Source organism: Pseudomonas sp. GW821-FHT11D10 (assembly GCF_058808435.1).
This window is the reverse complement of sequence record NZ_JBXARR010000001.1, coordinates 352,082-374,164: the sequence shown is the minus strand read 5'-3', so window position 1 is coordinate 374,164 and position 22,083 is coordinate 352,082. Positions and strand designations below refer to the sequence as shown.

Annotated in this window: 29 protein-coding genes and 1 pseudogene; 17 read left to right on the top strand and 13 right to left on the bottom strand. The window is 60.9% G+C overall.

The window, feature by feature from the left end; genetic code table 11:
* Positions 1 to 115: 115 nt before the first annotated feature.
* A complete protein-coding gene (locus AC1RT4_RS01800) occupies positions 116 to 1,000 on the top strand; it encodes a LysR substrate-binding domain-containing protein (protein ID WP_493083129.1) in 885 nt (294 codons plus the stop codon).
* 49 nt (positions 1,001 to 1,049) lie between these two features.
* On the opposite strand, the gene AC1RT4_RS01795 is transcribed toward AC1RT4_RS01800, so the two are convergent.
* Together AC1RT4_RS01795 and AC1RT4_RS01790 are read right to left on the bottom strand one after the other, a co-directional pair.
* The gene (locus tag AC1RT4_RS01795; protein ID WP_493083127.1) at positions 1,050 to 1,436 is read right to left on the bottom strand and encodes a c-type cytochrome; all 387 of its coding nucleotides are present in this window, start codon (positions 1,434 to 1,436) and stop codon (positions 1,050 to 1,052) included.
* A 55-nt stretch (positions 1,437 to 1,491) separates the two neighbouring features.
* Complete coding sequence (locus AC1RT4_RS01790; RefSeq protein ID WP_493083125.1) at positions 1,492 to 2,823, bottom strand: aminotransferase-like domain-containing protein; 1,332 nt, start codon at positions 2,821 to 2,823, stop codon at positions 1,492 to 1,494.
* Between the two features lie 89 nt (positions 2,824 to 2,912).
* On the opposite strand from AC1RT4_RS01790, the gene AC1RT4_RS01785 reads away from it, so the two are divergent.
* A complete protein-coding gene (locus AC1RT4_RS01785; RefSeq protein ID WP_493083123.1) occupies positions 2,913 to 3,806 on the top strand; it encodes a DMT family transporter in 894 nt (297 codons plus the stop codon).
* A 3-nt stretch (positions 3,807 to 3,809) separates the two neighbouring features.
* On the opposite strand, the gene AC1RT4_RS01780 is transcribed toward AC1RT4_RS01785, so the two are convergent.
* Positions 3,810 to 4,631 carry a cupin domain-containing protein gene (locus AC1RT4_RS01780; protein ID WP_493083121.1) on the bottom strand — a complete coding sequence of 274 codons (822 nt, stop codon included), beginning with the start codon at positions 4,629 to 4,631 and terminating at the stop codon, positions 3,810 to 3,812.
* Between the two features lie 134 nt (positions 4,632 to 4,765).
* On the opposite strand from AC1RT4_RS01780, the gene AC1RT4_RS01775 reads away from it, so the two are divergent.
* Positions 4,766 to 5,284 (top strand): carboxymuconolactone decarboxylase family protein, encoded by a 519-nt coding sequence (locus AC1RT4_RS01775; RefSeq protein ID WP_262160972.1) that lies wholly within the window; start codon positions 4,766 to 4,768, stop codon positions 5,282 to 5,284.
* 19 nt (positions 5,285 to 5,303) lie between these two features.
* On the opposite strand, the gene AC1RT4_RS01770 is transcribed toward AC1RT4_RS01775, so the two are convergent.
* Positions 5,304 to 6,749 carry a SulP family inorganic anion transporter gene (locus AC1RT4_RS01770; protein WP_493083119.1) on the bottom strand — a complete coding sequence of 482 codons (1,446 nt, stop codon included), beginning with the start codon at positions 6,747 to 6,749 and terminating at the stop codon, positions 5,304 to 5,306.
* 175 nt (positions 6,750 to 6,924) lie between these two features.
* Between AC1RT4_RS01770 and AC1RT4_RS01765 the strand changes: the two genes are divergently transcribed.
* Together AC1RT4_RS01765 and AC1RT4_RS01760 are read left to right on the top strand one after the other, a co-directional pair.
* A complete protein-coding gene (locus AC1RT4_RS01765; protein ID WP_493083117.1) occupies positions 6,925 to 7,221 on the top strand; it encodes a DUF7693 family protein in 297 nt (98 codons plus the stop codon).
* 79 nt (positions 7,222 to 7,300) lie between these two features.
* The gene (locus AC1RT4_RS01760) at positions 7,301 to 7,846 is read left to right on the top strand and encodes a hypothetical protein (RefSeq protein ID WP_085703217.1); all 546 of its coding nucleotides are present in this window, start codon (positions 7,301 to 7,303) and stop codon (positions 7,844 to 7,846) included.
* 53 nt (positions 7,847 to 7,899) lie between these two features.
* On the opposite strand, the gene AC1RT4_RS01755 is transcribed toward AC1RT4_RS01760, so the two are convergent.
* Both AC1RT4_RS01755 and AC1RT4_RS01750 read right to left on the bottom strand, forming a co-directional pair.
* Positions 7,900 to 8,514 (bottom strand): hypothetical protein, encoded by a 615-nt coding sequence (locus tag AC1RT4_RS01755; RefSeq protein ID WP_493083115.1) that lies wholly within the window; start codon positions 8,512 to 8,514, stop codon positions 7,900 to 7,902.
* Between the two features lie 122 nt (positions 8,515 to 8,636).
* Complete coding sequence (locus AC1RT4_RS01750) at positions 8,637 to 9,095, bottom strand: GNAT family N-acetyltransferase (protein ID WP_493083113.1); 459 nt, start codon at positions 9,093 to 9,095, stop codon at positions 8,637 to 8,639.
* A gap of 124 nt (positions 9,096 to 9,219) precedes the next feature.
* On the opposite strand from AC1RT4_RS01750, the gene AC1RT4_RS01745 reads away from it, so the two are divergent.
* Both AC1RT4_RS01745 and AC1RT4_RS01740 read left to right on the top strand, forming a co-directional pair.
* Entirely contained in the window at positions 9,220 to 9,861 is a 642-nt protein-coding gene (locus tag AC1RT4_RS01745) for a TetR/AcrR family transcriptional regulator (protein ID WP_493084419.1), read from the top strand.
* Between the two features lie 55 nt (positions 9,862 to 9,916).
* Positions 9,917 to 10,189, top strand: a complete 273-nt coding sequence (locus AC1RT4_RS01740; protein ID WP_207983211.1) for a DUF3630 family protein — start codon at positions 9,917 to 9,919, stop codon at positions 10,187 to 10,189.
* A 54-nt stretch (positions 10,190 to 10,243) separates the two neighbouring features.
* Here the strand turns inward: AC1RT4_RS01740 and AC1RT4_RS01735 are convergent, their stop codons facing one another.
* Together AC1RT4_RS01735 and ggt are read right to left on the bottom strand one after the other, a co-directional pair.
* Complete coding sequence (locus AC1RT4_RS01735) at positions 10,244 to 10,777, bottom strand: cysteine hydrolase family protein (protein WP_493083111.1); 534 nt, start codon at positions 10,775 to 10,777, stop codon at positions 10,244 to 10,246.
* 66 nt (positions 10,778 to 10,843) lie between these two features.
* Positions 10,844 to 12,571, bottom strand: coding sequence for a gamma-glutamyltransferase (gene ggt / locus AC1RT4_RS01730; RefSeq protein WP_085746000.1), 1,728 nt, complete (start codon positions 12,569 to 12,571; stop codon positions 10,844 to 10,846).
* Between the two features lie 136 nt (positions 12,572 to 12,707).
* Between ggt and AC1RT4_RS01725 the strand changes: the two genes are divergently transcribed.
* Positions 12,708 to 13,223, top strand: coding sequence for a methylated-DNA--[protein]-cysteine S-methyltransferase (locus AC1RT4_RS01725; protein WP_011334927.1), 516 nt, complete (start codon positions 12,708 to 12,710; stop codon positions 13,221 to 13,223).
* On the opposite strand, the gene AC1RT4_RS01720 is transcribed toward AC1RT4_RS01725, so the two are convergent.
* The 4 genes and pseudogenes from AC1RT4_RS01720 to AC1RT4_RS01705 form a co-directional block, all read right to left on the bottom strand.
* A complete protein-coding gene (locus AC1RT4_RS01720; RefSeq protein WP_493083108.1) occupies positions 13,220 to 13,810 on the bottom strand; it encodes an NUDIX domain-containing protein in 591 nt (196 codons plus the stop codon). The two genes, AC1RT4_RS01725 and AC1RT4_RS01720, sit on opposite strands and share 4 nt — an antisense overlap.
* Before the next feature lie 143 nt (positions 13,811 to 13,953).
* Positions 13,954 to 14,979, bottom strand: a pseudogene (locus tag AC1RT4_RS01715) (chitinase); the annotation flags it as partial.
* 40 nt (positions 14,980 to 15,019) lie between these two features.
* A complete protein-coding gene (locus AC1RT4_RS01710) occupies positions 15,020 to 15,655 on the bottom strand; it encodes a lytic polysaccharide monooxygenase auxiliary activity family 9 protein (protein ID WP_007958235.1) in 636 nt (211 codons plus the stop codon).
* Between the two features lie 223 nt (positions 15,656 to 15,878).
* Positions 15,879 to 16,316 (bottom strand): hemerythrin domain-containing protein, encoded by a 438-nt coding sequence (locus AC1RT4_RS01705; protein WP_115078454.1) that lies wholly within the window; start codon positions 16,314 to 16,316, stop codon positions 15,879 to 15,881.
* Between the two features lie 137 nt (positions 16,317 to 16,453).
* Here AC1RT4_RS01705 and AC1RT4_RS01700 point away from each other — a divergent pair, with 137 nt between their 5' ends.
* Entirely contained in the window at positions 16,454 to 16,879 is a 426-nt protein-coding gene (locus AC1RT4_RS01700) for a GNAT family N-acetyltransferase (RefSeq protein WP_197867489.1), read from the top strand.
* A 62-nt stretch (positions 16,880 to 16,941) separates the two neighbouring features.
* Here AC1RT4_RS01700 and AC1RT4_RS01695 read toward each other — a convergent pair whose 3' ends face one another.
* Complete coding sequence (locus tag AC1RT4_RS01695) at positions 16,942 to 17,292, bottom strand: hypothetical protein (protein ID WP_007958217.1); 351 nt, start codon at positions 17,290 to 17,292, stop codon at positions 16,942 to 16,944.
* Positions 17,293 to 17,427: 135 nt separating this feature from the next.
* Here AC1RT4_RS01695 and AC1RT4_RS01690 point away from each other — a divergent pair, with 135 nt between their 5' ends.
* From AC1RT4_RS01690 to AC1RT4_RS01655, 8 genes are all read left to right on the top strand, one after another.
* On the top strand, positions 17,428 to 17,757 hold the full coding sequence (locus tag AC1RT4_RS01690; RefSeq protein WP_007958215.1) for a DUF6388 family protein: 330 nt from the start codon (positions 17,428 to 17,430) through the stop codon (positions 17,755 to 17,757).
* 24 nt (positions 17,758 to 17,781) lie between these two features.
* Positions 17,782 to 18,483, top strand: coding sequence for a YoaK family protein (locus tag AC1RT4_RS01685; RefSeq protein ID WP_273900369.1), 702 nt, complete (start codon positions 17,782 to 17,784; stop codon positions 18,481 to 18,483).
* 100 nt (positions 18,484 to 18,583) lie between these two features.
* Complete coding sequence (tusD, locus tag AC1RT4_RS01680; protein ID WP_493084417.1) at positions 18,584 to 18,976, top strand: sulfurtransferase complex subunit TusD; 393 nt, start codon at positions 18,584 to 18,586, stop codon at positions 18,974 to 18,976.
* A gap of 1 nt (position 18,977) precedes the next feature.
* Positions 18,978 to 19,334, top strand: a complete 357-nt coding sequence (gene tusC / locus AC1RT4_RS01675; RefSeq protein ID WP_493083104.1) for a sulfurtransferase complex subunit TusC — start codon at positions 18,978 to 18,980, stop codon at positions 19,332 to 19,334.
* The gene (gene tusB, locus AC1RT4_RS01670; protein ID WP_493083102.1) at positions 19,334 to 19,627 is read left to right on the top strand and encodes a sulfurtransferase complex subunit TusB; all 294 of its coding nucleotides are present in this window, start codon (positions 19,334 to 19,336) and stop codon (positions 19,625 to 19,627) included. The genes tusC and tusB overlap by 1 nt, the downstream gene beginning before the upstream one ends.
* Entirely contained in the window at positions 19,624 to 19,959 is a 336-nt protein-coding gene (locus tag AC1RT4_RS01665) for a TusE/DsrC/DsvC family sulfur relay protein (RefSeq protein ID WP_085732133.1), read from the top strand. Before tusB ends, AC1RT4_RS01665 begins: the two co-directional genes overlap by 4 nt.
* Positions 19,956 to 20,957, top strand: a complete 1,002-nt coding sequence (locus AC1RT4_RS01660) for a glycosyl transferase family protein (RefSeq protein ID WP_493083101.1) — start codon at positions 19,956 to 19,958, stop codon at positions 20,955 to 20,957. The genes AC1RT4_RS01665 and AC1RT4_RS01660 overlap by 4 nt, the downstream gene beginning before the upstream one ends.
* A gap of 91 nt (positions 20,958 to 21,048) precedes the next feature.
* Positions 21,049 to 22,050 (top strand): glutathione S-transferase family protein, encoded by a 1,002-nt coding sequence (locus AC1RT4_RS01655; RefSeq protein ID WP_493083100.1) that lies wholly within the window; start codon positions 21,049 to 21,051, stop codon positions 22,048 to 22,050.
* Positions 22,051 to 22,083 lie beyond the last annotated feature (33 nt).

Genomic DNA, 22,083 nt, shown 5'->3' with positions numbered 1-22,083 from the left:
TGGCCATGCGTGAATCGCATGCCAACGTTGTGAAGATCACCGCCAGAGCTAGAATCTACAAGGCCTTCAAACACTGAACCAACGCTAAGAAATCATCGAGCCATTCTGAAAACGCATGGATAAAATTCGCCACGTCCCGTCGCTGCAAGCCATGCAGGCGCTGGTGGAAGTCGCCAACTCCGGCAGCTTCACCCAGGCCGCGCAGAAGCTGTGCCTGACTCAAAGCGCCGTCAGCCGGCAGATCCAGCAGCTGGAAAGCCATTTCAACGCTCCGTTGTTCTTGCGTACCAGCCGCAGCCTGCGCCTGACTCCGGAAGGCGAGCAGGTTTTAGCGAGCGCGCGGAGCATTTTCGAGCAGCTGAAAAACCTCGAAGAACGCCTGACACCGCAGAAACGCCCGTTCCGGATTCGGATGCATGTGTCGTTGGCGGTGCGCTGGCTGTTGCCGAAACTCAGCGACTTTTATCTGCGTCATCCCGAGATTTCGCTGGCCATCGAAACCGTCGCCACCGAAATCGTCGAACCGACCAGCGACAGTGACGCCTACATCCTTTACCTGCCGACGGCATCGAGCGATCCGGATTGCCTGACCCTGTTTCAGGAAACCCTGGTGCCGGTCTGCGCCCCGAACCTTGCCGACACACCCCGCTCAGTGGAAGAACTGCTGCGCTTCCCGCTGCTGCATCGCTCGGCAGATCGTCAGGCGTGGATCGAATGGCTGGCGGCGAACGACGGCCAACCGCTGGACGATTACCGGCACATCCCGTTCAACCTTGATGAGTTGGCCCTGGACGCGGCGGCACGGGGATTGGGAGTCGCAGTGACAGACATGACGCTGGCGGCGGAATCCATCGAACGTGGCGTGCTGGTGGTGCCGTTCGGGCAACCGCTGAAAACCGGGGGGATTTATTCGTTGTGCTTGCAGCCGACGGCGACTGCGCATCCGGCTTGTGCGGTGGTGATGGGGTGGTTTGCCGGGCAGGCCGAGCGCCAGGTTTGAACCTGGACTTCACACGAGAGCTGCCTTGCGCAGCTCCCGCACAGGATTTTCATTGCTGAGAGAACGTCTGCAAATACGCCAACAGATTATCGATCTTCTCCTCATCACTCAGCCCCCAGAAGATCATCCGCGTCCCCGGCACCACGCCCTTCGGGTCCTTCAGATAAGCCGTCAACGTTTCACGATCCCAGGTCAGGCCGGAGTTTTTCATCGCGTCGGAATACACGTAATTCGCCGACGTCCCCGCCGGGCGACCGATGATGCCGTTGAGCTCAGGGCCGAAGCCCGGGCGGGCGGATTCGCCGACCTGGTGGCAGCCGCCGCACAGGCGCGGAAAGATTTTGGCGCCGGCCTCGGCGTCACCGGCAGCCAGTGTTGGCGTGCTGAACAAGCCTGCGTTGAGGATCAGGGCGAGCGTTAATGCAGCGTTTTTCATCAGGGTTTTCCAGAACTTCGGCGGCGCCAAGGGTAATCGCGCGCGGCAAGTTGCGCTACAGGTAGGCGCCCACGATCTGGCGGACTTTGAGCAAGGCTTGACGCAGGACAAGCATGTCCACCGAGCCCAGCGCCAGGCGAATTGCGTGGGGCACATGGGCGGACACCGTGAAGGGTTCTGCGGTGGTGACGGAAACCTGTTCGTGCATCAACTCGACCACGATATGGTCGGCCCGAACATCTTCCGGCAGCGGCAGCCAGAGAAAATATGAAGAGGGATGGCCGACGGTCGGGAGACCTTTGAGGATCTGCGCAACTAATGTTTGCCGAGCTTGGGCGTCGCTGCGCTTTTGTGCTTCGAGCAAGGTGACGGTGCCGTCGTCGAGCCAGCCGCAGGCGATGGCGGTCATCACGCCGGGGGTGTTCCAGGTGGTCGCGCGGATGATCCGTTCCAGCGCCGCCACCTGTTCGACCGGCGCGGCGATGAAGCCGACACGCAGGCCGGTGGCGATGTTTTTCGACAGGCCCGACACGTAGACCGTGCGTTCCGGCGCCAGATCGGCCAACGGCGGCGGAGGGTTATCGACCAGAAAAGCGTAGGCCGCATCCTCAATGATCGTCAGATCATGCCGGCGGGCAATCGCGATCAAATCCTCACGTTGCTCCAAAGGCATCACCCAGCCCAGTGGGTTGTGCAGGGTCGGCATGCTGTAAACAGCACGCACCGGTCGTTGGCGGCAGAGTTTGTCGAGTGCCGCCAGATCGGGGCCCTGCTCATTCACGGGAATCGCCACCACTTCAAGGTGCAACGCTTCGGCCAGCACTTTGAATCCGGAGTAGGTCAAGGCGTCGGCGGCGATTACATCGCCAGGCTTGAGCAGTGCCATCAGCGTTACCGCCAACCCTTGCTGGGCGCCGTTGACGATCAGCACCTGCTCGGCGTCGACACTCAAACCCCGTGTTTGCAGGTGCCGCGCCACCGAGGCCCGTTCATGCTGGCGACCGGCGTGGGGCTGATAGCGCAGCAGCGCTTCGAGGTCACCGGACAGCGCCAGTTGCCGCAACGAGGTGCGCAGCAACTCGGCCTGACCCGGCAATGACGGGTAGTTGAAGTTGAGGTCGATCATGCCGACCGCGACGTCTTTCTGGTCGATGCCCTGCCCCGGCAACAACGACGTTTCCCGCACAAACGTGCCGCGCCCGGCTTCGCCGCTGACCAGGCCCATGGCCTCAAGTTCGGCGTACACCCGCGAAGCCGTGACCAGCGCCAGCCCTTCGCTCGCCGCCAGTTGCCGGTGGGTCGGCAAACGCGTGCCGGGCAGCAGTCGGCCGGCGCGAATGTCACCGGCATAGGTGTCGACGAGAGTCTTGTATCGGGAGCGCGGCATGTCGGGCTGTATCCATGACAATTCTTTGATTGTGCTGATTCTCAACCCTAGGATTGTTTCAACGCAACCCACCTCTGAGCGCAACGCGTATGGAACGAACCACCCAACTCGGCACCCCGGCCCTGGAAAAAACCAGCGGCTGGATCAATGGCTTCATCGGCGTCGTAATCTTCAGCGGCTCGCTGCCCGCCACGCGGCTGGCGGTGCTGGAATTCGACCCGGTGTTTCTCACCGTCATCCGCGCGACCATCGCCGGCGCCCTGGCGTTGTGCCTGTTGTGGCTGTTTCGCGAGCGACGTCCGGCGCGGGATCAGTGGCTGTCATTGCTGATCGTCGCGCTGGGCGTGGTTGTGGGTTTTCCGTTGTTGACGGCTTTGGCGCTGCAATACGTGACGTCAGCGCATTCCATTGTGTTTGTAGGATTGCTGCCGCTGGCGACGGCGATTTTCGGCGTGTTGCGCGGCGGTGAACGGCCGCGTCCGGTGTTCTGGATTTTTTCGGTGCTGGGCAGTTCGCTGGTGGTCGGCTTCGCTATCTCGCAAGGGCTGACCGCCTCGCCCACCGGCGATCTGCTGATGCTGGCGGCGATCCTCGCCTGCGGCCTCGGTTACGCCGAAGGCGCAAAACTGTCGCGCACCCTCGGCGGCTGGCAGGTGATCTGCTGGGCGCTGGTGTTGTCGTTGCCGGTGATGGCCGTGCTGAGCGTGTGGCTGGCGCCCGCCTCGTTCAGCGGTATCAGCGTGTCGGCATGGGTTTGCCTGGCGTACGTTTCGCTGTTCAGCATGCTGATCGGTTTTGTGTTCTGGTATCGCGGGCTGGCTCAGGGCGGGATTGCGGCGGTCGGACAGCTGCAATTGCTGCAGCCGTTTTTTGGCCTGGCACTGGCCGCGACCTTGCTGCATGAACATGTCAGCGTCGGCATGTTGGTGGTCACGCTGGGGGTGATCCTGTGCGTGGCCGGGGCGAAGAGATTCGCCAAATAGTTTTCAGCTCGCGCCGGATTTCCATTCTCGCGGGCTGAGCCCGGTCTTGCGCCGAAACGCCCGGGCCAGCGCTGAAGGACTTTCATAACCGACCTCTTCGGCGATCAGGGCAATCGGCCGTCCCTCGCGCAGGCGTTTCTGCACGAGGCTGATCCGCCAGCTCACCAGATAATCCACCGGCGTCTGCCCCACTACCCGTCGGAAGTGTTCGGCAAAACCGGCGCGGGACAGGTTGGCCGCGCTCGCCAGCTCGGCGACGCTCCAGGCCTTGGCCGGTTGGTCGTGCATCAGGTTCAAGGCTCGGGAAATCTTCGGATCGGCCAGCCCCGCCATCATCCCCGGCTGTTGATTTCGGCTGCTGATGAGGTGGCGCAGCAGCAGAATCACCAGCAGTTCGAACAGCCGGTCCATCACCGCTTCACGGCCGCAGTGTCCGTCGAAGGCTTCCTTGAACAGCCACTCCAGGGTGTTGGTCATTTCCGGCAGGTCGGCGAGTTTCAGCACCAGATAATCCGGCAGCGCTGCCGCCAGGGCATTGCCCGCGCCGCCGTCGAACGTGAGCGATGCGCACACCAGTTGCGTGCCTATGGCTTCGTTGGCGAACAAGCGATGGGCCATGGGGCGCGGGAAAAAGATCAGGGTCGGTTCATTGAGCGAGATTTCAGGATCATTGCCCGGTTTGAGCAACAACTCCCCCGCCTGCAGCAAATGCACATGCCCGCACACCTGATCGCCGCCGTAGGCGCTCACCCCGCAAAACGTGCCGCTGTGAAAAGTGCCGGCATTGACGCCGAAATGGCTGAGCAACGTAGAAAGGCGATCCATGACTGATTCTCGCAAGGACAGGTTTGGACGATCTGTCGCATATCCTCGACGATTTGCACCCAAAGCACCAGCCGCGCTCCGTAGCATTCACTCCATCCCCGGCGCACTTCGCACCGGACTTTCGGAGAATCACCATGAGCCGCATCGCCCCTCTCAGCCTCGAAACCGCTACCGACGCCACTCGCCCGACACTTGAAGGCGTGCAGAAAAAAATCGGTTTCCTGCCGAACCTGTTCAAGACCCTGGCCACTGCGCCTGTCGCACTGGATGCCTACGTGCAAATCTCCGCCACGCTGGGCAAGACTTCACTGAGTGCCAAGGAAAAGGAGGCGGTGTATCTGGCCACCTCGCAGGTCAACGGTTGCGACTATTGCCTGGCGGCGCACACCCTGTTCGCCAGCAAGGCCGGGCTGGCAGCAGAAGAAATCATCGAAGCGCGTCACGGTCGACTGAACGCTTTTGCCACCCTCGCCCATCAGCTGACCGAAACCCGTGGTCACCTGAGCGATGAACAGATCGCCGCCGCCCGCGCCGCCGGTATCGACGACAAAAAGATCATCGAAGTGATCGCCGTCGTCGCCGCGCAAACCCTCACCAACTACCTGAACAACGTGGCACTGACCGACATCGATTTCCCCGCCATCGATGCCTGATCAGTGACCGGGGTCGATCTCAGTCGTGATCGACCCCGGCGCGTTTCAGCAGTTTCTTGCAGCGCTCGGACAGGTGAAACACCTGCAATTGCTTGCCGGCCTTGGCGTAGCGTTCACGCAAGGTTTTCAGCGCGGCGATGGCCGAGTAATCGACAAAGCTCAGGTGCCGGCAATCCAGCGTCACCCGTTGCGGGTCACTGGCCGGGTCGAATTGATTGAGGAACGGCGTGGTCGAGGCAAAAAACAGCGTGCCGTGCAGGCGATAGAGTTTGCTGCCGTCCGCTTCCAGATGCTCATCGGCGTACAACTCGCGCGCTTGCTGCCAGGCAAAATTCAGCGCGGCAATGATGATCCCGCACAGCACTGCCGTGGCCAGATCGGTGAACACCGTGATGGTCGTTACCGCGATGATCACCAGCACATCGTTGAGCGGCACTTTGTTCAGTACCCGCAGCGAAGCCCAGGCAAATGTCTGCTGCGACACCACGAACATCACCCCCACCAGCGCCGCCAGCGGAATCCGCTCGATCAGTGGCGACAGAAACAGAATGAACAACAGGATCAGCACCCCGGCAACTATCCCGGACAAGCGCCCGCGTCCGCCGGAACTGAGGTTGATCACGGTCTGGCCGATCATCGCGCAACCGCCCATCCCGCCAAATGCACCAGAGACCATATTCGCCGCGCCCAGCGCCACGCATTCGCGGTCCGGATAGCCACGGGTTTCGGTAATTTCGTCGGTGAGGTTGAGGGTCAGCAGGGTTTCCAGCAGGCCGACCAGCGCCATCAGAATCGCGTAAGGCGCGATGATGCGCAGGGTGTCCAGCGTCCACGGGATGTCCGGCAGCGCGAACGTCGGCAGGCCGCCGGCGATGTGCGCCATGTCGCCGAGGGTGCGGGTCGGCAGGCCGAGCAGGTAAACCAGCAAACCGACGCCAAGGATCGCCACCAGCGCCGGCGGCACGGCGCGGGTCAGGCGCGGCAGGATGTAGACGATGGCCATGGTCAGCAGCACCAGCCCGGTCATCAGGTACAGCGGCGTGCCGCTGAGCCACTGCTCGCCGCTCTTGAAATGCTCCAGTTGCGCCAGCGCAATGATGATCGCCAGACCGTTGACGAACCCGAGCATCACCGGGTGCGGCACCATGCGCACCAGTTTGCCCAGCCGCAACAACCCGAACGCCATCATGATCAAGCCGCCGAGCAACACCGTCGCCAACAGATATTGCACACCGTGTTGCACCACCAGTGCGACGATCACCACCGCCATCGAACCGGCCGCTCCGGAGACCATCCCCGGCCGGCCACCGAACAACGCGGTCAGCGTGCAAATGATGAAGGCGCCGTAAAGGCCCATCAGCGGATTGAGGTGGGCCACCAGCGCAAACGCAATGCATTCGGGCAACAGGGCAAACGAGGTGGTGAGTCCGGCCAGGACATCGGCGCGCAGACGAATCGGTTTCATGGCTTACCTGACAGAGCGGCCGACGGGCGCGGCCGCGTGCATTTGCGCAAAAGAGCGCCGCGGAAAAAGAGGGTTGCGGATGTTACGCAAATGCACCGGCGTGGGCCAGTGATCGCTGACAACCGTTGGCGTGCGCTCTATGCTGGCGCGCTGTTTTAAGCCATTGGAGCCCCGGATGCCGACCGAACTGACCAGCCGCGAAGTGTGCCAGCGCTTGCGCGATGCCGCGCTGGGCGTGTGTGCCTTGCGGGTGATGGACGCGCGAGCGGATCGGGTTGCGGTCGACATCGAAGGCTGGCGTTTGCAGCTGGACTTTGACGGCCAGCGCTTGCATCGCTGCGCTGATTGTCTTTGCCCGGACGGTCGCCAATGGACGCTCGACATCCGGCAACGCTTCGGCACCGACCCGGTCAGTCTTCTAAGTACCTGGGAGCTGGCGCAGATCGAGGGCTTGTTGCGTCAGCGTGAATGATGGACGGCAAACGGAGTTGCCCAATGATGGCACTCTGCCCATAATTCGCCCCCCCCTCTTCAACGCGCAAGGAACTGCCGTGAAAAAATCGCTGCTGTTGGTCCCGCTGTTTGCTCTGCTCCTGCAAGGCTGTGGCATGACCATGACCCGTTACGAGCCAAGCTTCGACAACGTTCAGAAGCTCAAGCAAACCCCGCCGCTGCACGCGATCAGCAATCCGCAGGTCACCGCCGAGTCGGGCGAAGGCTCTTTGATGGTCCGCGCCAACCCGATCAAGTCACCGACAGGCAGCATCCCGGCGCATATCCAGGACGCGATCACCGAAGAACTGCGCAAGGCCGGTCTGCTCGACCCGCAGGCGACCCGTCATCTGCAAGTGCTGGTGGTGAAAAACCAGTTGAACGCCGGCATGGGCACCGGTGACGGCACCATCGCTGCGCGCTTCACCCTGCGCAATGGCAACGATGTGGTGTACGACGCCACCAAAGATGTCAGCCATCAGTGGAACAGCAGCTTTTTCGGCTTTATCGCGATCCCCAACGCGACCAACGCCTACAACCCGATGCTGCAGGACTTGCTGAAGAATCTGTACAGCGATCCACAATTCATTCAGGCCCTGAAGTAGGGGCAAAAAAAAAGAGCCGCGATTGCGGCTCTTTTTTTTGCTGCTGGAGTGAGTCAGATGCCCGAATATTTCGGACGGTTGCTGTCGGCCCATTCCTTGAGCAACGCATTGACCTGCCGAGTGAACGTATCGGTCACTGCTGCTTTCGGTGTATTGAACGCCAGCGGGAGGAACCAGATGCCCATCCAGGTGCCGACCGCGTCATGGTTACTCGCGGTGGACAGCGGCTGATCTTGCTGATCAAGAGTTTCCAGGCTCATGGTGTACTGGTCGGTGGCATAGGCCGGGATGATCGTCATGCTCAGGCCACTGATGAACGCCAGCACCATCTGACCGCCATTCGGTGGGTGGTTGTACATTTTCAGGCGCAGGCTGTAGTCACCTGGCTGCTTCTCGAACTTGTCGAAGGTGACACGACCGAACAAACCGGAATCCTTCAGGACGGTTTGCAATTGCGGTTTGAGCATGTCCCGAGCTTGCGGCATTTCCACGGCGGAAGCGCTTTTCGGCTCGCCCTGATAGAAGTCGAAATCGACATAGACATTTGGCTTGTTGGCATAGCTGGCCATCGATGGCAGCGTGACCGGGGCCACTTCGTCCTTGGTGAAACTGGCACAGCCACCCAGCGCGAGCACCAGACCCAGCGCAAGGATTTTCCCGAATTGCATGATGTCGTCCCTAAAGTGATATCAAAGAGCCTCCATTGCGGAGCGCCGGGGCGGATTCTAGTGATCGTCTACGTTCGGGAAAAGTCCTGATTCGGGAAAACCGTGAAAAAGATCGCGCCGATTCAGCTTTGGCGCAAATCGAGGATGTACGTGTAATAGCCCGTGTCGCGCACCCAGCCGAGTGACTCGTACAAACCCTGGGCGGTGAAATTGTCGGTGGCGGTTTCCAGTACCAGTCCCTTGGCGCCGGTTTCGACGGCGAAGTCGCGGGCGGTGTTCATCAATAGTCGCCCCACTCCACGGCCACGGGCGGCCGGCGTGGTGAACAGGTCGCTGAGCAGCCAGGTGCGATGGGCGTCTATCGAAGAGAACGTCGGGTATAGCTGGACGAATCCGAGCGCCTCACCGCTTTCATCCTCAACCAGAAAAATCGCCGATTCATTGCCGGCCATGCGTTCGGCGATGAAGACCCGCGATTGCTCAAGGTTCGACGACTGGCCATAAAAGCCGCGATAGCCGTCGAACAGCTTCGCCACCGCGTCGAGGTGAATCGTCGTGGCGCGCAGTGCCTGAAGGGTCATTGTCATTTTCCTGAGGTTACCGAAATTGAAACCAGCATAGCGCTGAGGAGCGAGTTCGCTGGCTTATTCGCTATATAGTTTTGTATATTGCGAACCCGAAATGGCCAGACTCTCCATGCCGTCCATGAGCAGCATCCGCGAACGCAACCAGCAACTGATCCTGGCCGCCGCCAGTGAAGAATTCGCCGCCAACGGCTTCGACGCGACCCAGACCCGCGACATCGCCGCCCGCGCCGGTGTGCCCAAGGCCAATATTTATTACTACTTCCAGAGCAAGGAAAACCTCTACGGCAAAGTGCTGCTCGGCTTCGTCGAACCGTTGCTGGAAGCCTCGGCGGTGCTGCGCGAAAGCGACGACCCACTGATCGGCCTGCGCGCCTACGTCGCCGCCCGCATCCGCATTGCCCGCGAGCATCCGGCGATCGCCAAGGTTTTCAGCGGTGAGTTGCTGCTCGGTGGCCGCCAGTTGCCCGACGAATGCCGCGACCTGCTGCACAGCGAAGCCCGGCGCAATGTCGAGTGCCTGCGCAGCTGGATCGACCGCGGGCTGCTGGCGCCAGTGGATCCCGAGCATTTGATGCTGTTCATCTGGTCGGCGACGCGCACCTACACCAACATTGGCTGGCAGATGGGGCGCATCACCGGGCGGGAGGTGCCGCAGGATGAGGATTATGCGGTGGCGGCGGAGACGATTACGCGGTTGGTGTTGAGCGGTGCGGTGTCCGAGCCGGTGAGTGATGTTCGCAGGCTGATGTTTGCGACCTGATTTCAGGCGGTGGCAGTATGCCTTCCCACCCTCATCGTCATTCAAGGAGCAGCACATGGCCGATTCGGATATTCACCTGTCGGACAGTTCGGATAGCGGACTCTTCAAGCGCATCGCCGATGAGCTCCAGCAGACGCTGAGCGGAACCTGGACAACCCAGGCCAGCGGTCTGGATCAGTATTACTGGGATCTGGCGGTCGATGGTCAGGTGATTACCCTGCATCTGGAACATTATCTGGGGATCATGTTGCTGGTGGAGGATGCGGATCCGCAGTGGGTGGCGTCGGAGCGGTTTCAGGCCGTGGTGCGGCGGTTGCAAATGGCCTGACTCAACACGTCTTTGCGGGAGCAAGCTTGCTCCCGCAAAGACTGCAATAACACGTCAGAAACTGATCTGGGCCGCCGGCTTCACATCGATCCGCGCCACGGAACCGGTCAGGTGCGCCCAGTCCTTGTTGTGTTCGGCGATGATGTCTTCGGCGCTCATGTTGCCGTTGTCGACGGTGGAGTGCGCATCGGCCGCCAGCTCCACGTCGTAGCCCAGTTGATGGGCCTGGCGCACGGTGGCATTGACGCAGTAATCGGTTTGCAGGCCGCAGATCACCAGGCGGTCGAGGTCTTCCCGGGGGATCAGTTTCTGCAGGTTGGTCTGGTAGAACGAGTCGTTGGCGGTCTTGTCGACGCGCAGATCGCCGGGCGCGGTGGCCAGGCCGTCAGCCAGTTGCCAGCCTTCGGCGCCGTGGGCGAACGGGCTGTCCTTTTCGTTGTGCTGGATCAGCACCACCGGCACACCCGATTGACGCGCGCGGGCGCTTAGGCCGTTGATGGTATCGATCACCCGTTTGATGTCGTGGCACTCGTATTCGCCTGTGCACAGGGCGCGCTGGACATCGATGATCAGCAATGCGGTGGTCATGGTGAGCCTTCCTTGATCGGTCCTTGAGACAGGGGCGGACGTGTGCCCGCCCCCTTTTTACTCTGCTCAGTAACCCAATGACAACCCGGTGTTGCGCCGTGGATCGTTGGCGCCGTAGAAGCGGTTCTTGCCGACCGGTTTACCCCCCAGCGACGGTGCACCGACCAGAATCGCGGCGATGTGGTTGGCGTCCTGCGGACCCGCAAACTTGTGGCCCCAGCTCTCGAGAATCTTCTTCGTGTCGGGGCTGGCGGCGAAGTCTTCGAGGTTGGTTTCCTCCGGCATCCACTGCTGGTGGAAACGTGGCGCGTCGACCGCTTCCTGCAGGCCCATGCCGTAGTCGATGACGTTGAGCATGGTCAGCAAGGTCGCGGTAATGATGCGACTGCCGCCCGGCGTACCGACCACCATCACCACCTTGCCGTCCTTGGTGACAATGGTCGGGCTCATCGATGACAGCGGTGCCTTGCCCGGAGCGATGGCGTTGGCTTCGCCCTGCACCAGGCCGTACATGTTCGGCACGCCGACCTTGGAGGTGAAATCGTCCATTTCATCGTTGAGAATCACCCCGGTCTTGCTCGCCATCACGCCCGCGCCGAACCAGTCGTTGAGGGTGTAGGTGACCGAGACCGCGTTGCCCCACTTGTCGACGATCGAATAGTGCGTGGTGTTGCTACCTTCATGGGGCGCGACGCCGGGTTTGAGTTCTGCCGACACACCGGCCTTCTGCGGCTGGATCGCGTTGCGCAGCTTGGTCGCGTAGTTCTTGTCCAGCAGGTGCTCGATCGGGTTTTTCACAAAATCCGGATCACCCAGATAGCTGTTGCGATCCACGTACGCGTGGCGCATGGCCTCGATCTGGTAGTGCATGCCCTGGGCGGAATGGAAGCCCAGATCCTTCATCGGATAGCCTTCGAGAATATTCATGATCTGGCAGATCACCACCCCGCCGGAGCTTGGCGGCGGTGCCGATACGACGTGATAACCGCGATAGTCGCACTCCACCGGGGCCAGTTCGCGGGTCTTGTATTTGTCGAGGTCGGCCTGAGTGATGATGCCCTTGTTGGCCTGACTGGACGTGACGATGGCGTCGGCCACCCATCCTTTGTAGAAACCGTCGGCGCCTTTTTCGGAGATGGTGCGCAGGGTTTTGCCCAGGTCCTTCTGCACCAGTTTCTGCCCGACCTGCATCGGCTCGCCGTTGCTCAGAAAGATCGCGCCGGAATCCTTGATGTCCTTCTTGAACACATCGGTGGCGTACTCCAGCAGCTCGACGTCGCCCTGTTCCAGCTCGAATCCGTCTTCCGCCAGTTTGATGGCCGGGGCAATCATTTCCTTGCGCGGTTTGGTGCCGTACTTGCTCAGCGCCAGCTCCATGCCGGACACGGTGCCCGGAACGCCAACCGCGAGGTGGCCACGGGTACTCAGGTCCGGAATAACATTGCCGTCCTTGTCGAGGTACATGTTGGCCGTCGCGGCCAGCGGGGCTTTTTCGCGGAAGTCGAGGAAGGTCTTGCGTCCGTCCGCCAGTTGAATGGTCATGAAACCACCACCACCGAGGTTGCCCGCCGCCGGGTAAACCACCGCCAGTGCATAACCCACGGCGACCGCCGCATCCACCGCGTTGCCGCCACTTTTCAACACGTCGACACCCACGTGAGTGGCCAGGTGCTGGGCGGTGACCACCATGCCGTTTTCGGCAGCGACCGGGGCAACCGAGGCGGCGTGAGCCATGAGGCAGCTGAGCGCCAATGAGGTCGCAATCAGCGATTTGGCAAAAGGTTCGTACTTCATGAGTCGGTCTCTTCTTTTTATAAGGTAGGAAAGCGCTTCAAGAGCATCAGCCAGTATGGTCGCGATTACGGTTTGCGCCTCCCCGATCCGGCAGTATGCTGGGCGCAGTTTTCGCCCCCGTCCCGGAGTTTTTCCCATGGCCTACACGTTCATCACCCTGCCCTCGCCTGTCGGCGAGTTGAAGCTGGTCGCGAACGGCTCACGTCTGGCCGCCATCCTCTGGGAAAACGACAAACCGAACCGGGTGCGCCTCGGGCCAATGAGTGAAGCACCGGACAATCCGGTGTTGATGAAAACCGCACGACAGCTGGAAGAATATTTTGCAGGAACGCGAAACGCGTTCGATCTGGAGCTGGACTTTGCCGGCACCGAGTTCCAGAAAAAGGTCTGGGCCGCGCTGCTGACCATTCCGTTTGGCGAGACCCGCACCTACAGCCAGATCGCCGAACAGATCGGCCACCCGAGTGCGGTGCGTGCCGTCGGCGCGGCGAACGGGCGCAATCCGATTTCAATCATTGCGCCATGCCATAGGGTCATCGGCGCCTCAGGCAAACTGACCGGTTTTGCCGGAGGCCTGGAAGCCAAGGAGCGCTTGCTGACTCTGGAGGGTGGCCAGTGGTCAGACATCGGTAAAACCGGTGACTTGTTTTAACCGCCAAACAGATTATTCATCGCCGCGTATTGCAGCAGCATGATGGTCTTGGCATCGCAGATCTCGCCTCGCTGGAATGCCGCCAGCGCGTCGGCGAAACGCCACTCCAGCACTTCAAGTTCTTCGGTCTCTTCTTCCAGACCGCCCCCCTCACTGACCTTTGACGAGGCATCGTACTCGGCGATGAAAAAGTGCAGTTTCTCGGTCACCGAGCCGGGGCTCATGTAGGCCTCGAACACCTTCTTCACGTCATGCACGCGGTAACCGGTTTCTTCCTCGGCCTCGTCGCGGATGCGTTGCTCCGGCGCCGCGCCTTCGAGCAGTCCGGCCGCCACTTCAATCAGCAAACCGTCGTGACCGTTGACGAACACCGGCAGGCGGAACTGCCGGGTCAGCACCACGGTGCGTTGCTCGCGGTTGAACAGCAGAATCGCCGCGCCATTGCCACGGTCGTAGACCTCGCGCGTCTGACGCTGCCAGTCACCGTTGTTGCGGTGATAGTCGAAGGTGATTTTCTTCAGCAGATACCAGTCGTGGGACAACACCTGGGTATCGACGATGTTGACCCGCTCGGCTGTGTTGGACATGACGCCTGATCCTTTTTTGTCATCGGAAGATGGCCATGGTAGGTGAAATGATGCGAACCGCCGACGAAAAAAAGCCCGGCAGCGCTACCGGGCTTTTCGTTCACTGACTACTGATGAGCCACGTTCACCGTCGCTGCATCAGCGCCCTGCGCCGCAGACGGCGCCCCGTGAATCAGTGGTCCATAACGCCGACTGAATTCCCAGTTGTACGGCACGCGATCCTTGCTGGTGCCGTTGTCCCAGTTCACCGACCAGGTCATCAGGCCCTTGATCGGATGCCCTTTGACCGCCAGGCGTTTCATCGCGTTGCCGACCACGGTTTTGTCGATCACGTAACCGGTGGCAGCGGCATCGACGTTGGACGGCAGGCCGATGACGAACTTGTCCGCCGGGATCTTCGTGAACCCGCGAGTGCCGGTCACCAGGCTCTCGGTCAGGTAATAGAGGAAATCCTCTTTCATCGCGTCGTTGTTCTGGGCGATCCACGCGCCGTTGCCGTTATTGGCTTCCGGCACCCAGACCCCGTCGCCGCCCTGGTTGTAAAACTGCGGAGCGATGAAGTCGTAATAGCCTTCCAGCGCTTGCAGATAACCGACGTATTTGCCGGAGGTGGTCAGGTACGGAAACTCCGGCGCCATGCTGATGATGAAATGCTTGCCCTGGCCTGCGTAGTGATCCTTGACCAGTTTCAGCGCGGCCGGCAGGACGGTCTTGTTGGCAGCGAAATCAATCGCGCTCTGTTCAAGATCGATATCCAGGCCATCAAAACCGTAGGTTTCCACCAGACGGATGATTTCGTTGGCCAGCGGTTGCTCCTGGCCGGCACGCAACTCGATGTGCGCATCGGCACCGCCCAGGGAAATCAGCACAGCCCGCCCCTGACTGTTGAGCACGCCGACCTGACGGCGGAACTCGGCATCGGAGACGTTGAACGGCTTGAAGGTCGGAATCCCGCTTCCCTTCATGAAGGCCACCGCGACCACGTTGTATTCCTTCGGCACGTTTTCCAGGGCGATGTTGGCGAACTGGCCGCGCTGGTAACCGTCGCTCGGGCCGGCCGGCCAGTTGTGCCAGAAGCCCATGAGGATCTTCTTGCCAGCAAGGCTTGGCATCAGCGACGCCGCGTCGCTGGCCTGGTTTTTCAATAGGGTGAAGTCGATGTTTGACATGTTCTAATCCTTCAGAACGTGTGGGTTTGACGTTGCGGGCTTATTTGAAGTCCACATCGAAGGCCTGATAGAAGGCGTTGCCGGTGTTGGCGACGATCCACATCAGGACGATGACGTGATGACCCTGCTTGTTGCCCGGAAGTTTCACGGCGTGGTTGACCTTGGCTTTCAATTCCGCCGAATGACTGTAGTACGGCACTTGCGGATAGAAATCCTCGGCGAACGGTTGCGCCTCCAGTTGCGCTCGGGTGATGCGTTGTTTCGGGTCCCAGCCATCCTTGGTGATCAGCCAGCGATAACCGCGGGTGGTGTGCGGCGCGGTGTACTCCCATTTGACCTCAAGGGTCTGGCCGGGAGTGACATTGAGCAGCGGCCAGGAGAATGGACGCCCGAGTTTCTTGCTCATTTCTTCTGCGGTGAAGTTCACACAGTCACGTGCGTCGTTCTTGCCGCCACTGAGAATATAGCCGTCAGCCGGCGGTACGACGCTCGGGTTGTCGCTTTCAAATGGCGCCGGGAACGGACCGGCCGCGAGTGCCGGAAAGTTCTTGCCGCCTTCCATTTCATTGACCTGCCAGCCGCCGAGCAATCCTTGCTCGATGGCCACCGCGCCGCGGCTTGCAGGGGAAATGACGCGACCGTGTCGCAGTTGGGTTTGAGCTTGTGGTTGGTTCATGTTTTTCACTCCGTTGATTTAAGAACTCTCCTGTCCGAGGAGAGGCCTTCAAGCTAACGGAGGAGGATTTTTTGTCCATCGGCGGTTTTGTCGCAGTCTGCCTCGGTAAAATTCGAAAAACGCCGAAAACACTGTATATAAACACAGTGCATTGCGACGACGCTCACCCGACGCATGGCAAAAGGACTACACCGCGTCATTACAAAAACCTGCATTCACCGGCTCAGGGAAGCTGCGCCTTGAACTCCTTTTCATACTGCCCGGCGAGCTGCTCCTTTTGCTTGTCGTCGAGCAACTTGCCGGCCATCTGGAAGAACTTCTGCTCTTCCTCTTGCAAGTGATGGTGAACCTTCTCCGAGAGCTTTTTCGCCGTGGCCAGCCAGGCCGGACTCGACATCTCGGTCTCGTCGAGTTCTTCCATCATTTCGTCCATTTCATGGTGTTCGGCGATGGCATGGCGGCTGAGGTCGACACCGTTGTCGAACTCCATCAACGGTATGTAGAAGTGGCGCTCTTCGGCCGTTTCGTGGGCCTGAAGCTCAGCCTTGAGTTGCTTGTAGGCCTCGACCCTTTCCGGGGTGTCACCGCTGGTCTTGATCAACGATTTCGCGTAGGTCCGCTGACGATCGTGGCTTTCACGCAGGGCTTCGAAAATGTTCATGGAATCTCCCAGGCAAACGCGTTCCGGATGGACGCCCTAAAGGGCTAGACCCCGGCGCGGGAGCGACGGTTCCAAGCGATTGCTTCAATCGGCTGCGGCGCGATAGGCTGCCGGTTCATTACTACAAGGAAGACAACATGACGTTGCGGATCGAGCTGTCACAGGACCCTACCGAAGAACAGCGCGCAGCCATCCTGGCGCCCCTGCGTGCCCATAACATCGCCAAAGCCGGGCCTTCGCTGTACGAACCGGTCGCGTTGCTGGTGCGCGACGATAACGACGCGATCCTCGGTGGCCTCTATGGGCATACGTTCTATCGGTGGCTGTTTATCGAGTTGCTGGCGGTGCCGGAAGAAGGCCGGGGACAGGGCATCGGCTCGAAGCTGATGCAGATGGTCGAGGAGTTCGCCCGGGAAAAAGACTGCGTGGGGATCTGGCTCGATACCTTTGATTTTCAGGCGCCCGGGTTCTACAAAAAACTGGGCTATACCGAGTGTGGCGAGATTGTGGATTATCCGCTGGGGCACAAGCGGCATTTCTTCCAGAAGCGTTTGATTGATTGAATTCAGCGACCCTCGCCCGCAGGCTGGCGAGGGTCGCAAATTTCAACGCATTCAGCCGACCGTTACAGACAGGTCGCCAGCGCCGCCAAGCGGCGCTTGGCCACAAAATCATCCTTCTGCGCGTAGTAATTCAAAACCGTGCCGGACGCATCCGTGGTCAAGTCGACAAACGACTCCGCCGAGCGGGTGTAGACCGTCGAACCGCCCTTCTTGCCCGGTTGCAGATAAGCCGCCGCGTCCACGCCGAACACCGCTTCGTCCTGCCAGGCGAATTGCACGCACTGGGCCACGACTTTTTCGGGTTTGTCCGAATTCAGGGTCTTGTAAGGGGTTTGCGTGCGGGCGTCTTCCATCGCCGAACCCGCGCAACCGGCCAGCAGGGTTGCCGCCAGCGCCACCATCAGCATTCGCATTGCATTCGCTCATTCGGAAAAAAGCGGACTGTATCACCGCAACGCCAAAAATCGTTCTGCTTTACTGCATTTAGAGCGCGACACATGTCAGCCGCTGCGGCACATTAACGGTCATCAGCCTTACAAGGAAAGCCCATGGCGCCTACTGACCAGCGACACGAACAGGCCCTGAAACTGTTTCTCGATGCGCGTCCGGAACTGCGCGAAGCCCTTGACCACCTCAACCCGCTGCTGGCCCAGGCCAAGGGCGAAACCCAGGCGCAGTACCGCGAAGAACGCCTGCACGAAGCGTTCGAAGCCGAGGCGGAAAGCCAGGGTCTGTTTGCCTGGGAACTGACGTTGCAACTCACTGCTGCGACGCCTGAGGAGTATCAGGCGCAACGCCTGGAAGTGCATCGCGAAGTGGCGGAAATGGCCGGCATGGACTGGCTGGAGTATTGCGATCTGTATGGCATAGAACCGTAAACCCCGCTCAAGGACGCTGCCTCGATGCTGCCTTCCACCTCGACCCACCGCGCCAGCCCCGGACATCTTCATATACAGAAATGGCGCGGCCGTGTGGGCCTGGCGCTGGTTGCCAGCCTGTCGGTACTGGCCGGTATGACTGATGCCATCGGCTTCATGGCCAGCGGCGATTTCGTCTCCTTCATGAGCGGCAACACCACGCGGCTGGCGGTGGCGATCAGTGATGGCGACAGCGCACTGACATTAAGGCTGATTCTGCTGGTCGCCACGTTCATTGTCGGCAATGCCCTCGGGGTTGTGGTCAGTCGGCTGGGTGGTCGGCGGGCGCTGCCCTTGTTGTTGTCCATCGCCGCTCTGCTCTGCTTGGCAGCCTGGCCCTTTGACACGCAATTGCCGGCCTTGCTGGCGGCAATCATTGCGATGGGCATGCTCAACGCGGCGGTGGAAGAAGTGAACGGTCTGCCGGTCGGGCTGACGTATGTCACCGGCGCGCTGTCACGATTCGGCCGTGGATTGGGCCGGTGGGTGCTCGGCGAACGGCGAAGCGGCTGGCGGGTGCAACTGGTGCCGTGGAGCGGGATGCTGGTCGGCGCCATTCTGGGGGCGGTGCTGGAACATCATTTGGGACTTAAAGCTATGTTGGTCAGCGGTCTGTTCGCCGGCGTTCTGGGGCTACTGACGCTGAAGATTCCGCGCCGCTGGCAGTTGGGCTACATGCCGCGCTGAAGGACACCTGCTCGCATCGAGACGGGCGCGGGAAACATCCACTTCGCCGCCCCGCCGAGAAAGCTTTATCATGGCCGCAGTTTTGCTGATCGAGTCCGTCATGAAGTTCGCCATTGCGCTGTTTTCCGCCGCCCATGCGCCCTCCTCGCGCCGCGCCCTGCTGTTCGCCCAGGCCGCGCTGGCCGGCGGGCATGAGATTGTCCGGCTGTTTTTCTATCAGGACGGGGTCCACAACGCGTCCGACGCCGTGGTCACGCCGCAGGACGAACTGGACCTGCCCAAGCAGTGGCGAACCTTCATCACCGAACAAAACCTCGACGGCGTGGTGTGCATCGCCGCCGCCCTGCGCCGTGGCGTGTTGAACACCGAGGAAGCCGGTCGTTATCGGCGTGATGCCGTGGCCGTCAGCGCGCCGTGGGAATTGTCCGGCCTCGGCCAGTTGCATGACGCGGTGCAGGATGCCGACCGCCTGATCTGTTTCGGAGGCGCATGACATGGCCAAGTCCCTTCTGATTATCAGCCGCCAATCGCCGTGGTCCGGCCCCGGTGCCCGCGAAGCGCTGGACATCGTGCTGGCCGGCGGCGCGTTCGATCTACCGATCGGCCTGCTGTTTCTCGACGACGGCGTGCTGCAACTGGCCGCCGGGCAAAACGCCAAGGCCCTGCAACAGAAAGACCTGAGCGCCAACCTGCAAGCGCTGCCGATGTTCGGCGTCGAAGAGCTGTTCTACTGCGCCGACAGCGCCAGTGTTCGCGGCCTCGGCGCTCGTTCGCTGGACGAGGCGCAACCTTTGGCCGCCGAGCAAATCACCGCCCTCATTGACCGTTACGACCAGGTGATCACCCTCTGATGTCGACTTTGCATGTGTTGTCCCATTCCCCGTTCGGCGACGAACGCCTGACCAGTTGCCTGCGCCTGCTTGGTTCTGCCGATGCGCTGTTGCTGTCTGGCGATGCCGCTTATGCGCTGCAACCCGGCACCGCGCCGTTCATTGCGCTGGAAACCCGTCAGGTGAAACTGTTTGTGCTGGCCGAAGACGCGCAAGCCCGTGCCTTACAGGTTCCGGACTGGGCCGAAGCCATCGATTACCCGGCCTTCGTCGAGCTGTCGATCCACCACGACAAGGTCAACAGCTGGCTATGAATGCGTTGACCGTCGGCGCCCGCGCCATCGAACTGGACAAGGACGGCTTCCTGGTCGACCTCAACGACTGGTCGGCCGAAGTCGCCAGCGCCCTCGCCGCTGCCGAAGATATCGAGCTGAGCGCCGAACACTGGGAAGTCCTTGAACTCCTGCGCAGCTTCTACGCCGAATTCCAGTTGTCCCCGGCCACCCGGCCGCTGATCAAGTACACCGCGCTCAAGCTCGGCGCGGAGAAAGGCAACAGCCTGCACCTGAACCGACTGTTCAAAGGCACCCCTGCCAAACTCGCCGCGAAATTGGCGGGCCTGCCCAAACCGACGAATTGCCTATGACCGACTATCCAGCGCTGACCCTCGAAACGCCCGCCGAGCACCCGTTCGCCCAATTCGTGCGCATCCTCGGCAAGGGCAAGCGCGGCGCCCGTGACCTGACCCGCGAGGAAGCCCGGGAAGCCATGGGCATGGTGCTCGACGAAGCGGTCGAAGAAACCCAGCTCGGTGCCTTTCTGATGCTGCTGCGGCACAAGGAAGAAAGCGCCGAGGAAATGGCCGGCTTCACCGAAGCCCTGCGCGAACGCTTGCAGGCGCCAGAGCTGAAGGTCGATCTGGACTGGCCGACCTATGCCGGCAAGAAACGTCACCTGCCGTGGTATCTGCTGGCGGCCAAGTGCCTGGCGCAGTACGGCGTGCGCATCTTCATGCACGGTGGTGGCGCACACACCGCCGGGCGCTTGTACTCCGAACAATTGCTCGGCGAACTGAACATTCCGCTGTGCCGCAACTGGCAACAGGTCGGCGCGGCGCTGGATAACGGTGGCCTGGCGTTCATGCCGCTGGTGGACTGGGCGCCGCAGCTGCAACGAATGATCGACCTGCGCAACACCCTCGGCCTGCGCTCGCCTATTCATTCGCTGGCGCGGATCCTCAATCCGCTGGGCGCGCGTTGCGGCCTGCAGAGTATTTTCCACCCCGGCTATCAAGCGGTGCACCGCGATGCCAGCGGCCTGCTCGGCGACACGGCGATCGTGATCAAGGGTGACGGCGGCGAAATCGAGATCAACCCGGATGCCGACAGCCACCTGTACGGCACCACTGGCGGCGAGAGCTGGGACGAGGAATGGCCGCAGCTGTCGGCGCAACGTCACGTCAAACCGGCGTCGCTGGATATCGAACATCTGAAAGCCGTCTGGCGCGGCGATGTGGTCGACAGTTACCCGCAAATGGCGCTGATTTCGACCATGGCGTTGGCGCTCCGTGGCCTCGGTAAGAGCCGTGAGCAGGCTTTCGAAACCGCCGAGCAATACTGGGCTGCGCGGGACAAATCGATTTAACCGATCATTAACGCCCGATCTTTGCGCTTTTTGTTCGAACTCATCGGAATAGACTCGGCTCCAACGATTATTGGTTTCTGGAGTCTTGATCATGGGTTTACTCGTCGACGGCCGCTGGCAGGACAAGTGGTACGAAAGCAGCAAGGACGGCGCGTTCCAGCGCGAACAGGCGCAGCGCCGCAACTGGGTCACTCGCAACGGCGAGCCGGGCCCGAGCGGTGAAGGCGGTTTTTCCGCCGAAGCCGGGCGTTATCACCTTTACGTTTCCCTGGCCTGTCCGTGGGCCCATCGCACGCTGATTCTGCGCAAGCTCAAGGGCCTGGAAAGTCTGATCGACGTTTCCGTCGTCAGCTGGCTGATGCTGGAAAACGGCTGGACCTTCGATCAGAACCTCGGTTCGACCGGCGACAAACTCGACCACTTCGATTTCATGCACCAGCGCTACACCGCTGACACCGCCGACTACACCGGCCGCGTCACCGTGCCGGTGCTGTGGGACAAGAAGCTCAAGCGCATCGTCAGCAACGAATCAGCGGAGATCATCCGCATGTTCAACAGTGCCTTCGATGACCTGACCGGCAACGATCTGGACTTCTATCCGGCGCCATTACGCAGCGAGATCGATGCGCTGAACGAGCGGATCTACCCTGCCGTGAACAACGGTGTGTACCGCGCCGGGTTCGCCACCTCGCAGAAGGCCTATGAAGAAGCGTTCGATGATGTATTTGCCGAACTGGATCATCTGGAGCAGGTGCTGGGCGCCAACCGTTATTTGACGGGCGAATACCTGACCGAGGCGGACGTGCGCTTGTTCACCACGCTGATTCGTTTCGATGCGGTGTACCACGGACACTTCAAATGCAATCTGCGGCGGATCAGCGATTATCCGAACCTGTCGAACTGGCTGCGTGAGATGTACCAGTGGCCGGGTGTTGCCGAGACCGTGGACTTCCAGCACATCAAGAATCACTACTACGGCAGCCACAAGACCATCAACCCGACCGGGGTGGTGCCGAAGGGGCCGAAGCAGGATTTCACTGTTGCCCATGACCGGAACCGGTTGGGCGGGAAAGGGGTTTGGCGCAGAGGTTGAAAGCTGGATCGTTCCCACCGCGTGGGAACGATC